A 12,707-nucleotide genomic window follows, 5' to 3' on the forward strand; every position below is an offset into this window, starting at 1 on the left:
GTTGCGTGGCAACTTGATGCCCACGGAGACAAATCAGACATCCTCCGGGGTGGTGGCGGGCGCGGCTCCGGGCCGGCTGTCACCGCTCGTCGAGCAGCGTCGTCGCCCCCGGCGGGCAGCGGCGCGTACGGTTCGGCGTCGGTGCCCGGGACGGGCTCGGAGGGTCACCGGCCGGCGCCGGCCGGCGCGCGCTCGCGGGGCGGTACGGCGAGATCCGGGTCCAGAAGTGGCGGGGAGCCGTCGTCGCGCCCCATGAGGCGGCCGAGCAGCGGGCCGGTCATCGCCGTGGTGGCCACGGCCATGACGACGAAGAGCGAGTACAGCCGTTCGTCGATGAGCCCGGCCTCCAGGCCGACGCCGAGCGCGATGAGTTCGGTGAGCCCGCGAGTGTTCATCAAACCGGCCAGGACCGCGGAGCTGCGGGCCGGGAGGCCCTGGGAGCGGACGCCCAGCCAGGTTCCGGCGAACTTCCCGGTGACCGCCACGACCATGATCCAGGCGAGCTGGACGAGGCCGTCGGCGCCGAGGCCGGAGAGGTCGACCTTCAGGCCCGCGACGATGAAGTAGACCGGGAGCAGCAGCGTGGTGGTGTGCTCCGTGCGCCGCAGCAGGCCCTCGTGCCGGGCCGGGTGCAGCCGGGGCATGGCGAGCCCGAACAGGAAGGCGCCGATCACGAAGTGCAGCCCGAGCAGTTGGGTGAGGGCCGCCGAGGCCAGGGCCGCCGCGACGACGACCGTGACGTCACCGGCCGACAGGGGTTCCTCGCTCCCCCGCCGGGTCAGGAACCGGGCGAGCAGGGGTCGTACGACGAGGAAGAGCACGAGGACGTACGGGACGGAGAGCAGCACCAGCCACCAGCGGGTGCCGCCCGCTCCGGCCAGAGCTTGCAGGCCGGCCAGCGTCGTCCAGGCGGCGAGGTCGCAGAACGCCGCCGCGGACAGGGCGACGGCGCCGAGCCAGGTGCCGTTCATGCCCCGGTCGGTGAGGATGCGGGCGAGGACCGGGAAGGCCGTCACCGACACCGCGACCCCGATGAAGAGGACGAAGGCGACGCGGTGGTCGGGGTCGTACGAACGCAGCAGGTACCAGCCGAGCAGGATGCCGAGCACGAAGGGGACGAGGGTGGAGCCGAGGACGGCGGCCCCGGTGACCCGGCCCGAGCCGCGCAGCCGGGCGAAGTCGAACTCCAGGCCTATGAGGAACATGAACAGGACCAGGCCGAGGTTGGCCACGGCGCCGAGGTAGGGCCGGATGTCGGTCGGGAAGAGCGTGGCGGCCACGGTCCCGTTCAGCAGGGTCGGGCCGAGCAGGACGCCCACCGCGATCTCCCCGATGACCGCCGGCTGGCCGAGGCGGCGGGCGATCAGGCCTGCGAACCGGGCCACCGCGATGATCAGGGCGATGTCGGCGAGGAGCACCGCCGCCTGCGTTTCCGTCATGTCCCGCCTCCGGTAGCCGACTTGGTGCCGGTCGTGGTCGTGGTTCCGCCCGGGGTGCCCGTTGCGGTGACGCCCACGACGGTCCGCAGCCGGGACAGCAGCTCTTCCTCGGCCCGCTGGAGCGCGAGGCACACCTCCGCCGTCCGCCGGACGTCGAGCGCTCCGGTCACCTGGGCGAGGAGCATGTGGTTCATGCCGTCCGCCCCGCCCCGCACGATCCGGTCGAGCAGTTCGTCCAGGACCGTGTCGCCGGACGCGTGCCGCAGGTACTCCCGCAGGGCGATGCGCGAGCCCTGGTGGAGGGAGAACGCGGCGTGCAGGAGGGCGAAGACCCGCTCGGGCGCGATCCAGCGGCAGGAGATCAGGTCCTCCACCCCGGCCAGCAGCGCGTGGCTGTCCCGGTACCCCGCCAGGAGGGCGGCGAAGGCCTCGCGGGTGCCCTGTTCGGCCTGCGCCGGGTCGAGGTCCTTGGTGGTGAAGTACCGCACGCGGCGCAGCTCGTTGTGGTCGAAGGAGGCCGCGATGACGTCCTCGGGGTAGGTGTACGAGCACAGCAGGCTCGCCGGGTTGTCGTCCACGACGTGCCACACGCCGGTGTCGGAGTCGTACCCGGTGAGCACGATGGTGTGCACCAGGTGCTTGGTGCGGTACTCGGGGCAGTGCGGCCAGTAGAAGACGTCGCCGACCAGGATCGCGAAGCCCTCCTGGGCGACGACGTCGAGGAGCAGGGCGCGCGCGTCGGCGTAGGAGTCGAACGCGGCCTCCTCCTTGACGACGCCGATGAGGGCGAGGTCGTCCCGCCCGGCGATGCCGCTCTCGAAGCCGTACTTGGGGCGCTGCTCCCTGACGGCCTGCCGCAGGATCTCGTCCGTGCTGACCAGGCCGCGGAAGAGCAGCTGGTGCACGGGACGGCCGCGCTCGGCGAGCATCACCAGGGACTGGCGCTGGGAGCAGTTGAGGAACAGCCGGCTGTACAGCGCGGTGTCGTAGGGGTGGGGAATGTCCTTCATCGACGTCGCCTTCGGGGTGGGCGCTACAGGAGGCGCGTCATGAACGCGCTGTTGGGGTCTTCCCGGTAGTTCGCAAAGGGGCCGCAGTAGGTGAACTCGAACTTCTCGTACAGGCCGCGGGCCGGGGCGAAGGAGTCGGTGGCGCCGGTCTCCAGGCTGAGGCGCCGGTAGCCCATGCCGCGGGCCTCGGAGATGATGTGGGCCAGCAGCCGGGAGGCAACCCCGGAGCGCTTGCGGGTGGGTTCGGTGCGCATCGACTTGATCTCGGCGTGGCCCTCCTCGATGCGCTTGACGGCTCCGCAGCCGATCAGGGTGTCACCGTCGTAGGCGGTCCAGAAGGTGACTTCGGGTACGCGCAGTCCGTCGAGGTCGAGGGCGTGCTTGCTCTCCAGCGGGGTGATCGCCCGCATCTCGTCCACGTGGGCCTGGAGGAACTCGGCGATGTCACGCCCGGAGAGGTCGTCCACTGAGATCTTCATCGTGCCGTTTTCGCTTTCTCGTCTGGAGGTTGGTCCGGCGTCTCAGACGCCTGCAAGCAGCGCGCAGGCGAAGAAGCCGGGGGCGGAGGACACGGCCAGGTACGTCTCGTCCGCCCGGATGCCTTCCTGGTCGCGGTAGTCGGCCAGATTGATCATCCAGTCGGAGTTGCCGCAGTGACCGTAGCGTTCCAGCGGTCCGGTGAAGTGCAGTTGGTCCCGGCCGAGGCCGGCGATGGTGGCGTTGAACAGCGCCACCGGCTGGTAGAGGTTGGCCGGGAACACCTTCGTGACCTCGCTCGGCGCGAGGCCGTGCCCGCCCAGGGCGGTGGCGAGCGAGGACTGCGCCACCCGCTGGCGCGACATGAAGGAGTCCTGGCCCCGCAGGCCGGCGTGGTCGACGCCGACGGCGGTCGACAGCAGCCGCACCACACCCTCGTCGCGGGTCAGCAGGCAGCTGGCCACGGCGTCGCTGAACAGGGCGAAGGACCTGACCCGGTCGGCGTCGTCGGGCGTGAAGTCGAGCGAGACGAGGACGACGTTGCGTACGCCTTCCTCGGCCAGCAGGTGCCTGGCGTGCCCCAGGGCGGCGAGCGAGCTGCAGCACTGCTGGAAGGAGAGCACCACCGGTACGCAGTGCACCAGCCCGAGGGCCGCGAGCACCTCGCCGGCGAAGTCGGGCCGCAGCGAGGCGAGCCGGGCGTCGCTGGTGGCGAAGACGATGCGGTCCACGTCCGCCGGCCGTACCGACCCGTCCCGCAGGGTGGCGCGCACCGTCTCGATCACATGGTCCTCGACCGGGCCGGAGAACCCGCGGAAGGTCCGGCTGCCCATGGCGGAGAACTCGGCGTCCGACGACTGCTCGCGCCACAGCCGCTCGAACCCGGGGATGTCCTCCGCCTTGCGCTCCAGGGCGCCGAAGGCACACGCGAAGGAGCCGAGGGCGATGGGTTGGTTGTCAGTCACTGTCTCCCGTTTCCGTGGGTCCGGATCCGGCGGCCGGGGGACGCCGGATCCGGGTATGCGCCGTCGAGGCCCCCGGGGCCTTCCGTTCGGGTCTTGCCGGACCCGATCGGAAGGCCTTCGTCCCGCTCGGTGGTGCGCGCCGGCGTGGGTGTCACTTCGCCGCGGCGAGCGCGCTCTCGTCGATCTCCCGGACGACGGAGACGATGCCGTCGACGGAGCCCAGCCTGGACACCCACTCGGGGCGCAACTGGACGCTGTCGTTCGCCTCCTCCTTGATGTAGTTCACCAGGAGAAGGATCATGTTCAGGGAGCTGATGCCCAGCTCCTCGCGGGTGGTGGCCCGCTCGACGTCCTCGCGGGTGAGGCCGGCCGTCGTGGGCTGGGTCCCCAGGAAGTCCGCGAACTTCGCGCGGTAGTCGTCAGCGCTCATCGGTCTCGACCTTCTTGAAGGGCACGCCGTTCAGGTTCTGCGCGTGGATGCGGTTGTGGCCGTACGTGTCCTCGCCGGAGACCAGGACGCTGCCGTGGTAGTCGAGGCTGATCGTGTCGCCGAACTCGCTGAGGCTGTCCACCTCCTCGTACACCTTCACCGAGGGCGCGACGTAGCGGGAGGCGTAGCCGAGGCGGGTGGTGTCGCTGACGTTGGGCAGCGAGCCGTGGATGCACTTGGCGAGGAAGATGACGAACTGGCCGGGCTTCATCTCCATCTCGAAGACTTCTTCGTCTTCCGGGTTCCAGTCGCTGTCGAGCTGGAGTTCGGAGTAGTCGTAGCCGAAGAAGTCGTGGGACTTGCTCGCCACGTCGTAGGTGAGCGGTTTGGACTCGTCGTAGTACCACTTCTTGTGGCTGCCGGGGATGTAGCGCAGGCAGCCGTTCTCCTTGCCCGCCGGGGAGAACGCGGTCCAGACCGTGAGTTCCTGGGTGTACGCCTCCCCCTCCTCGGTGTACTTCAGGGAGGGCGAGGCCTCCGTGGTGGTGTCGCCCACCACGAACGTCTCCACCTGGTGCCAGCCGGTGCCCGCGTCACCCGGTGCCTTCTTGAAGATGTTGGTCTTCCAGCACAGGATGTCGTCGCCGATGAGGCTGCGCAGCTTGTGCACGATCTCCGGGCGGCCGACGTGCTCGGACAGCGTGTTGCAGTCCAGGTGACGGTCGTAGTTGATGATCGTGGAGTTGTGCGGCTTGTTCTGCGAGGTGACCATCTCGATCATGGCCTGGTTCCACAGCAGTGGAGCCTCTTCCTCGCCGTAGAGGTCGAACGGGCCGACGAAGCCGTTCTCCTGGAAGAACTTGATCTGTTCGTCGGTGAGGCCGAGGAACTCGGTCCCGGTCGTGCCGGTCGTGCTTTCAGACACGTCGAAGCCCTTCAGTAACCGGAGTGGGAAAGGAGGGAAGAGAGGTGGGGTGGGGGCTCACGCGGTGGTGGGCGCGGCCTGCTTGAGCTTGTTCTTGCCGAGCAGCCGGGCGGCGTTGCCGTGGAAGAAGAGGTCCCGGTCGGCGTCGCTCATCGACTCCGGGAAGGCCCCTTCCTTCTCCAGCTTCTCGACCAGGCTCAGTTGGCGGCCCTGGAGGCGGAACACCGGCCAGTCGGTGCCGAAGAGGACCTTGTGGTTGATGCCCCGGCTGAAGAGCGTGCGCAGTGCCGTGGCCCCGAAGGCCTCGTAACCGCTGACGTCCACGTAGATGTTGGGGCGGTTGGTGCACAGCATCGCCACCTCGTCCGGGTAGTGGACGCTGCCGTGCGCGAGGACGAAGTCGATACCGGGGAAGTCCTTGGCGGCCCTGTCGACGTAGATCGGCTGGGCGATCTCGAAGTCGAGGACCGGGGAGGTGGCCCCGATGTGCGAGAGGACGGGGAGGGAGTACCGCGCGCAGATCTCGTAGTACGGGTAGAGGCGCTCGTCCGAGAGCGTGTAGCCGCACGGCGGGTACAGCTTCATGCCGTCGAACCCGTACTCCACGACGGCCCGCTCGAACAGGGCGAGTCCGTCGGCGCCCCAGCGCGGGTCGACCCCCACCAGTACCCGGAAGCGTCCGGGATGGCGCTCGACGACCGCCCGGTGGTGGTCGATGAGCTCCTCGATGGAGTGGGTGCTGTCCCTGAGCGCGTAGGTGAAGTCGGGCAGCAGCAGGACGGACTCGCTGATGCCGGCCTCGTCCATCTGCCTGACCAGTTCGTCGCAGAGCGGGTCGGTCAGCGTGCCCGCGTGCATGCGGGCGACCTTGTCCCGGGTGATGGGCAGGCCCCTGCTCGTCAGGGCGACGGTCATGTTGTCGACCACGCCGTCGTTGAACGACTGGGGGAAGCACATCCCGGAGGCGATGTGGGTGTGGAAGTCGATGATCTTCTGCGTGTCGCCGTTCCGGGGCTCTTCGGCGTTCCGGGCATCGCTTCGGGTGTCGTTCATGGCCGGCGCCCCTCAGCCCTTGCGGACGATGTCGATGATGTCCGACACCGTTTCGGCGGCGACGAAGGCGTCGACCCGGGCGAACGCGTCGATGCCGGTCTTCTCCTCCAGGACGAAGACGATGCTCATCAGGGCCAGGGAGTCGATTCCCAGGTCGCCCCGCAAGCTCATGCCGGGACGGACACCGCCCTTGGCCGCTTTCTTCGCTATGACGCTCGCGATGATCCCGCAGATCTCTTCGTCGCTCGCTTGACTCGTGTTCAACGTCCCACTCCGGTGCGTTCGGTGAAGACCCTTCGCATGACCGCGTTTCTGTCGATCTTGAAATTCCTCGTCAACAGCCCTTCTTCGACACTCAGTTCGGACGAAGCCCGAAAGACCGTCTCCGAAATGCGCAGCGCGGGCTCCCGCTTGGCGTTCGCCTCGTCGAGGTAGGCCTGCACCTGCGCCACCCGGCCGGCGTGCCGCTCGTCGTCGAGCCACACCACACAGGTCAGCAGCCCGCCGCCGTCGGGCGAGGCGACCATCGCCCGGGCGCCCGGGCAGGCCCTCTCCAGGTCCAGTTCGAGTTCCTCGGGGTTGATCTTGACGCCGCTGCGCGTGATGATCACGTTCTTCTTGCGGCCCTTGAGTCGCAGGAAGCCCGCCCGGTCGAACACCCCGAGGTCGCCGGTCACGATCCGGTCGTCGCCCAGGAAGACCGCGTCCTGCGTCTCCACCCCCTCGAAGACGTAGCCCAGGCACTGGGGATGGCGGGTGCGTACGGTGACCTCGCCGTCGTCGGCGACGTCCACGTCGATCCGGTCGACAGGGCGCCCGGCACTGCCGATCCGGTGCCGCCCCGGCAGGTTGAAGGCGATCCAGCCGATCTCGGTGCTCCCGTACACCTCGAAAAGCGGTGCGCCCAGACGCTGGAACACCCGAACCGTGCGCGGCGGCACGGGAGCGGACCCGGTGAGCATCAGCCGCACCCGCGAGCCGTACATGTCCAGCCAACCGCGCCCGAGTCGGGTACGCAGCCGGCGGCTCACCCGTCCCGGGGCGGTCGCGTGCAGGGCCGTGGCGAGGAGGTACGGCCACCTCTCGCGGAGCCCCGCCGAACCGACCCGGTTGGCGGCGAGTTCGAAGAACGAGGGCGGCCCCAGGACGATCGTGGGCCGGAGCTCCCTGAGCTTCTGGAACATCCGCTCCGGCGCGACCACCGTCACGTCCGTGCCGTACCGGACGGCCGTGTACAGCAGGTACCGCTGCTGGAAGTTGGAGAACGGCATGACGATCAGCAGGTCGTCCTCCGCGGTGAGCCGCCACGCCTCCGCCGAGGTGCGCATGGTGTTCTCCACGCCCTTCGCGGACATCAGCAGGCCCTTCTTGCTGCCCGCCGTGCCGGACGAGAAGGCGATGGTGAACACGTCCTCGGGCAGGTCCTGCCGGTGATCGTCGGGGACGTGCCTGCGAACGAACTTCAACGGGCGCTCACCGAGGGACGCGACTCCGTCCGGTGCGGCGGGCTCCGCCACCGTCGGCCGGGTCGTGACCACCGCCACGAGGCCGTACCTCTCGGCGAGTTCGCCCAGCGCCGCGGCGTCGGCCCGCTGCTCCAGCGGCAAGGCCACCGGAACACAGCCGAGGCCCAGGAGGGCCAGGTCGGCCAGGACCCACTCGTAGGAGTTGGGACCGGTGACACCCACCAGGTCGCCGGGGCCGATCCCGCGTTCGCGGAACTCACCCATGAGTTCCAGCACGTCCTCGTAAATCTGCGGAAAATTCTTTGTTACCAATTTTCCCGCGAGCGACAGGAAACGCATCCGTTGTGCGGGGTGCTCCGCCAGACTCAGATACAGATCATTGAGCGAAGTGGACACGGGGCTTATCCCCAGCCGGTGTCGCCGGCCGTGGCGGTGGTCGCACTCACGGGCAATTCCTGTTGCCGGGCCGCGGCTCCTTCTGCACTGCCCAGGACGGCCACGATGATCGCGATTCCCGCAACAGTCGCCTTGCTGAAGCGATTCACTTTCCAGCCCCTCACTCAGTCGTTGCTGCGCCATGTGATCGGTTCTCGCGAATTCCGCCGTACCGCGCTGCGGGCCGCTCACCGCTGTGGCATCAAAGTGCCAGGACCATGGGCCGAGTAGTGGAGAAACGGTGGAGCATCAAGCTGCATGGCAACTTGATGTCCGAGAGAAGAAAAAGGGGCGCAAGCAGCGAGGAGGGGATCAATCGGGCTGCCGTGTGGAGGAACTGTGGCGACGCGACGGCACTGGCGCGTCGCCACGGGTCACTTGGGCTGCTCCTGGAGGGCGAGCAGGTAGCCGGCCTGGAAGCGGCTCTCCGCGTCGAGGGTGGTCATGATCTCGGCGACGTGGCGTCGGCAGGTGCGCACGGACATGCCGAGCCGGCGGGCCACGGCCGCGTCCGTCATCCCGGCCGTCAGCAGCCGCACGATGGCGTCCTTGAGGTCGTCCATGATCTCCGGCTGGACGTCCCCGTCGGCCTCGAAGGGCTCGGCCGTCAGCCACAGGCGTTCGTACGTCTCGACCATGAAGGCGATGACGAACGGGTTGCGGACCACCACGGCACCGGCCGGGTCCGCCGGGTTCGCGAACACCGCGCACTCCCGGTCGAAGACCAGGAAACGCATGAACTGATCGTCCAGCGTGCGCACTTGGGCGCCGCGCCGGGTCACCTGCTCCACGTACGACTGGGTGCCCCGGCTGTTGCGGGCCGTGTGCTGGTACAGGACGCGCATCTGCACGCCCCGCTGGAGCGTGTCGTAGTCCCGGGGCGCGGCCTCCACCAGGACGTCCTCCCGGCGTCCGCCACCCGGCTGGGCCGTGAGGATCTCGCGGCGCGCCTTGGCCGACAGCTCGGCGATCGCCTCGCGCACGTCGGGGAGGTTGTCGATGAGCTCGATCTGCCTCCTGTTCTCGCGCGCCAGCAGACTGGCGTCGAAGACCGGCGAGAACGACACCAGCCGACGTCTGACCTCCTCGACCCGGGCGCGCCTGGTGCGCAGTTCGGACTCCAGCGGGAGGAGGACGCGGGTGGTCGCCTCGTCGGGCGAGACCGCGACGAAGCCCCGCCCCGGACGGTTCACCAGGAGACCCAGTGCCACCAGGTCGGTCAGCGCCCCGCGGAAGTCCTCCTCGGGCACCTCGAGCTGTGCACACACCCTCTCCACATCGAGCGCCACCCCGTCACATCGGCTGTCGTCGAGCATGAATCCGTACACGCGTCGGAGAAGTCCACCGTCCAACAACTCCTCCGGAACATCCTCATGTGTCTTCATTTCCGCCCCCTCGCACCCATGGCAACTTGCTGCAGTGCAGTAACCGGACACCGGGAAGATAAAGCCCGACGGAAGATCGTGTTAAGGCGCCGTCCGACAGGTGGACAGAACTGACGATCAACTCGGATCGATGCGTCGCACAGCTTCCGCCCAGGGATACCGCGAGGAACCTTGCGAAAAGAGGCAGAGTCCGACGAGAAGACGGGAAAAGATGGCCGGCGGCCCGTACGGCACGCTCATTCTTGGCGCTTCCGGGTCGCGTGGCGGACTTCGTCCCGCCCGATTCCGGTCGTACGCGTCCACCGAAAAGCGCAGAGCCGTGAACGAGGAGAGCTCACCGGCCGCGCGGAGCGTGCCCGAATCGGCTGCGCGCGGCCCTGACCGGGACCCGCGGTTCGGGAGCACACGCCCGAGGACCGCGTGGTCCCGCCGGGAGCCGCACGGCCCCGCCCGCGTCCGCGTCCGCGTCCGCAGGAGCCTCGCCGATCCGTACGGACGGGTCACCGCGGACCTGCCCAGGACGCCCGGGCAGGGCTGGCGCGAACCGGACGAGCCCGGCCAGGCGTTCGCCACGCGGCCGACCCGGCACGCTCCCGTACACGATCAGGAACTGACCGCTCGTTCGACCAACGCCAGGGCCAGATCCGGGAGTTGCTCGCGGTCAAGCTCTCCGCCACCGAGCCAGTGGACCCGCGGATCGCGGCGGAACCAGGAGTCCTGACGACGCGCGAAACGCTTGGTGGCACGGACGGTCTCGGCGCGGGCCTCGTCCTCGGTGCACTCGCCGGCCAGCGCCGCCAGCACCTGCTGGTAGCCCAGCGCGCGGGAGGCGGTGAGCCCCTCGCGCAGCCCTACGGCCTCCAGCGCGCGGACCTCGTCCACCAGCCCGGCCTCCCACATCCGGTCGACGCGCAGGGCGATCCGGGCGTCGAGCTCCGGGCGCTCGACGTCCACGCCGATCTGCAGGGCGTCGTAGACCGGTTCCTCGCCGGGGAGGTTGGCGGTGAACGGCTTTCCGGTGATCTCGATGACTTCGAGCGCGCGGACGATGCGGCGGCCGTTGCTGGGCAGGATCGCCCGGCCCGCACCGGGATCGGCGGCGGCGAGCCGTTCGTGGAGGGCGCCGGGGCCGCGTTCGGCCAGTTCCCGTTCCAGCCGGGCGCGCACCTCGGGGTCGGTGCCCGGGAACTCCAGGGCGTCGATGGTGCCCTTCACGTACAGCCCCGAGCCGCCGACCAGGATCGCGGACCGGCCTTCGGAGAGCAGCCGGTCGATCTCCGCGCGGGCCAGGCGCTGGTACTCCGCGACGCTGGCGGTGCGGGTCACGTCCCAGACGTCCAGCAGGTGGTGCGGGACTCCGTCGCGCTCGGGAAGAGTGAGTTTCGCGGTGCCGATGTCCATGCCCCGGTACAGCTGCATGGAGTCGGCGTTGACCACCTCGCCGCCGAGCCGCTGGGCGAGGAACACTCCCAGATCGGACTTGCCTGCCGCGGTGGGGCCGACGACGGTGATGACGCGGGGGGCGGGAGCTGGTCTTGTCACCGCCCCAGTCTCCCAAACGTCCCGCACCCCGCCGACCCGGCCGACCTGTTTGTGTGATTACGCACCTTTTGTTCCTGACGAGTAAAATCGGCGGCACCGGACAGGAGTGACGGTGCGGGAGCGGGCTCGGCCCGAGCGACCACGGCACGGAAGGTGACCCATGGGGTTCCTGGACAATCTGAAGGCCCGGCTTGGACCGGCCAAGGACAAGGTAGGCGACAAGGTCGGCGACCTCGCGCACCAGCACGGGGGCAAGATCGGGCAGGGCCTGGACAAGGCTGCGCGCACGGTCGACGAGAAGACCAAGGGCAAGTACAGCGACAAGATCCAGAGCGGTACGCAGAAGGCCAAGGACACGGTGGACCGCCTCGGCCACAAGGACGCGCACGGTCCGGGTCCGACGACGGGTTTCGGGGGCACGGGCGAAACGCCCCCGCCGCCGACCCACTGACGCGGGCCGCACGGCACACCCGTACGGCACCGGCCGCTACGGCACGACCACTGCGGTACGACCGTACGCGCGTCCTGAGGACGGCCGCGGGGCCCGGCTCCGCGGCCGTCACCCGTTCGCGGGGTCCGTCCGGGTGGAACACCGCCCGGGCGGACCGGCCCGGCCGTACACCGCCAGGACCGGCTCAGGACCAGGCTGCGACCGTGTAGCCCACTCCGTAGGGCGCGTCCTCGTACAGCGGACGGCCCCGGAGTCCGGCCCCGTCCGCGGCGCCGGCGAGCACCTGCCAGGGGGCCCGGCCCGCAGCTTTCAGCACGTACGCGAGCGGAGCGTCGAGCTCCGCGAGGGTCCGCACGTCCGCCTCGCCCAGGGCCCGGGACGCGACGGCGTCGAATCCTTCGGCGCGCGGGTCCAGATACCCGGGCGCCTTGACGGTGCGGCAGGCGCTGCCGTCACCCATCACCAGCAGGGCCACCCGGCCGGCGCGCTCCGCCAGACCCCGTCCGGCCTCGGCGCACCGCTCCGGGGCGAGGGGTTCGCCGACGCCGAGCCCCTCCACGGGGCACGTGGTCCAGTCGGCCGCCGCGAGCAGCCAGGCGCCGACGGCGAGCGACGTGGGCAGCGGCCGGGCGGAGGTGTCCTCGTCAGGGGCCTCCGGCCCCAGCCGGACCCCGAGGTCCACGCCGAAACCGAGGAAGTCCCCGGGGCTCCCCGCCGGAAAGGTGCCCCGCTCGCCCTCCCCGGCGGGCCCGACCACGATCAGCAGATCGGGGCGGGCCTCGGCGAGGACGGCGAGGGCTTCGGCACAGGCTGCCCGGGCCGGAGCGAGCTCAGGGGCGGCCCCGGCGGCGACCTCGGGAACCAGCAGGGGCGGACAGGGGCTCACTGCGGCGGCGACAAGCATGCCGGTCAGCGTACTGGCCGCTCCCCCACGGGCGGGTCCTGCCCCGGCCGGGCCAGGCGGGTCCTGCCCCGGCCGGGCCGGTGGTGGCGGGTCAGTCGCAGCCGCAGCCCGGCGCCCCCGCGCCCCGGCGGCGGGGCCGTGCGCGACCCCACCCCGCGCCCCCGCGAACCCCAGCGGGGCCGGGGCCCCCCAGGTTGGCCCGCCCCCCAAAACCCCCGCGGGCGG

At 70.1% G+C, this 12,707-nt stretch carries 13 protein-coding genes; 1 reads left to right on the forward strand and 12 read right to left on the reverse strand.

What is annotated here, in order from left to right:
• Window positions 1–164 precede the first annotated feature (164 nt).
• The 11 genes from ACFWEP_RS22690 to miaA all read right to left on the reverse strand — a co-directional run bounded on the left by ACFWEP_RS22690 (window position 165) and on the right by miaA (window position 11,127).
• Complete coding sequence (locus tag ACFWEP_RS22690; protein ID WP_387372269.1) at window positions 165–1,439, reverse strand: cation:proton antiporter; 1,275 nt, start codon at window positions 1,437–1,439, stop codon at window positions 165–167.
• Window positions 1,436–2,449 carry a hypothetical protein gene (locus ACFWEP_RS22695; protein WP_387372271.1) on the reverse strand — a complete coding sequence of 338 codons (1,014 nt, stop codon included), beginning with the start codon at window positions 2,447–2,449 and terminating at the stop codon, window positions 1,436–1,438. Before ACFWEP_RS22695 ends, ACFWEP_RS22690 begins: the two co-directional genes overlap by 4 nt.
• Before the next feature lie 23 nt (window positions 2,450–2,472).
• Window positions 2,473–2,928, reverse strand: coding sequence for a GNAT family N-acetyltransferase (locus ACFWEP_RS22700; RefSeq protein WP_387372273.1), 456 nt, complete (start codon window positions 2,926–2,928; stop codon window positions 2,473–2,475).
• Between the two features lie 42 nt (window positions 2,929–2,970).
• Window positions 2,971–3,891, reverse strand: a complete 921-nt coding sequence (locus ACFWEP_RS22705) for a hypothetical protein (protein ID WP_387372275.1) — start codon at window positions 3,889–3,891, stop codon at window positions 2,971–2,973.
• A 151-nt stretch (window positions 3,892–4,042) separates the two neighbouring features.
• Window positions 4,043–4,321, reverse strand: coding sequence for a hypothetical protein (locus tag ACFWEP_RS22710; protein WP_387372277.1), 279 nt, complete (start codon window positions 4,319–4,321; stop codon window positions 4,043–4,045).
• Window positions 4,311–5,246: a chlorinating enzyme gene (locus ACFWEP_RS22715; protein WP_387372278.1), complete on the reverse strand. Its 936-nt coding sequence runs from the start codon at window positions 5,244–5,246 to the stop codon at window positions 4,311–4,313. Before ACFWEP_RS22715 ends, ACFWEP_RS22710 begins: the two co-directional genes overlap by 11 nt.
• Before the next feature lie 57 nt (window positions 5,247–5,303).
• Window positions 5,304–6,299 carry an amidohydrolase family protein gene (locus ACFWEP_RS22720; protein ID WP_387372280.1) on the reverse strand — a complete coding sequence of 332 codons (996 nt, stop codon included), beginning with the start codon at window positions 6,297–6,299 and terminating at the stop codon, window positions 5,304–5,306.
• 12 nt (window positions 6,300–6,311) lie between these two features.
• Window positions 6,312–6,563, reverse strand: a complete 252-nt coding sequence (locus ACFWEP_RS22725; protein ID WP_387372282.1) for an acyl carrier protein — start codon at window positions 6,561–6,563, stop codon at window positions 6,312–6,314.
• Window positions 6,560–8,161 carry an AMP-binding protein gene (locus tag ACFWEP_RS22730; protein ID WP_387372284.1) on the reverse strand — a complete coding sequence of 534 codons (1,602 nt, stop codon included), beginning with the start codon at window positions 8,159–8,161 and terminating at the stop codon, window positions 6,560–6,562. Before ACFWEP_RS22730 ends, ACFWEP_RS22725 begins: the two co-directional genes overlap by 4 nt.
• Before the next feature lie 413 nt (window positions 8,162–8,574).
• A complete protein-coding gene (locus ACFWEP_RS22735; protein ID WP_387372286.1) occupies window positions 8,575–9,585 on the reverse strand; it encodes a LuxR family transcriptional regulator in 1,011 nt (336 codons plus the stop codon).
• A gap of 603 nt (window positions 9,586–10,188) precedes the next feature.
• Window positions 10,189–11,127 (reverse strand): tRNA (adenosine(37)-N6)-dimethylallyltransferase MiaA, encoded by a 939-nt coding sequence (gene miaA, locus ACFWEP_RS22740; protein ID WP_387372288.1) that lies wholly within the window; start codon window positions 11,125–11,127, stop codon window positions 10,189–10,191.
• 160 nt (window positions 11,128–11,287) lie between these two features.
• Here miaA and ACFWEP_RS22745 point away from each other — a divergent pair, with 160 nt between their 5' ends.
• Window positions 11,288–11,578: an antitoxin gene (locus ACFWEP_RS22745; protein ID WP_387372289.1), complete on the forward strand. Its 291-nt coding sequence runs from the start codon at window positions 11,288–11,290 to the stop codon at window positions 11,576–11,578.
• Window positions 11,579–11,762: 184 nt separating this feature from the next.
• Here the strand turns inward: ACFWEP_RS22745 and ACFWEP_RS22750 are convergent, their stop codons facing one another.
• Entirely contained in the window at window positions 11,763–12,482 is a 720-nt protein-coding gene (locus tag ACFWEP_RS22750) for a class III extradiol dioxygenase subunit B-like domain-containing protein (protein ID WP_387372292.1), read from the reverse strand.
• Between the last annotated feature and the right edge of the window lie 225 nt (window positions 12,483–12,707).

Source organism: Streptomyces sp. NPDC060198, from assembly GCF_042728415.1.
In the GTDB taxonomy this organism is placed as follows: Bacteria; Actinomycetota; Actinomycetes; order Streptomycetales; family Streptomycetaceae; genus Streptomyces.

Coding starts and splice junctions, on each gene's coding strand:
- ACFWEP_RS22690 (WP_387372269.1), bottom strand. CDS start 1,439: ATGACGGAAACGCAGGCGGCGGTGCTCCTCGCCGACATCGCCCTGATC.
- ACFWEP_RS22695 (WP_387372271.1), bottom strand. CDS start 2,449: ATGAAGGACATTCCCCACCCCTACGACACCGCGCTGTACAGCCGGCTG.
- ACFWEP_RS22700 (WP_387372273.1), bottom strand. CDS start 2,928: ATGAAGATCTCAGTGGACGACCTCTCCGGGCGTGACATCGCCGAGTTC.
- ACFWEP_RS22710 (WP_387372277.1), bottom strand. CDS start 4,321: ATGAGCGCTGACGACTACCGCGCGAAGTTCGCGGACTTCCTGGGGACC.
- ACFWEP_RS22720 (WP_387372280.1), bottom strand. CDS start 6,299: ATGAACGACACCCGAAGCGATGCCCGGAACGCCGAAGAGCCCCGGAAC.
- ACFWEP_RS22735 (WP_387372286.1), bottom strand. CDS start 9,585: ATGAAGACACATGAGGATGTTCCGGAGGAGTTGTTGGACGGTGGACTT.
- ACFWEP_RS22745 (WP_387372289.1), top strand. CDS start 11,288: ATGGGGTTCCTGGACAATCTGAAGGCCCGGCTTGGACCGGCCAAGGAC.
- ACFWEP_RS22750 (WP_387372292.1), bottom strand. CDS start 12,482: ATGCTTGTCGCCGCCGCAGTGAGCCCCTGTCCGCCCCTGCTGGTTCCC.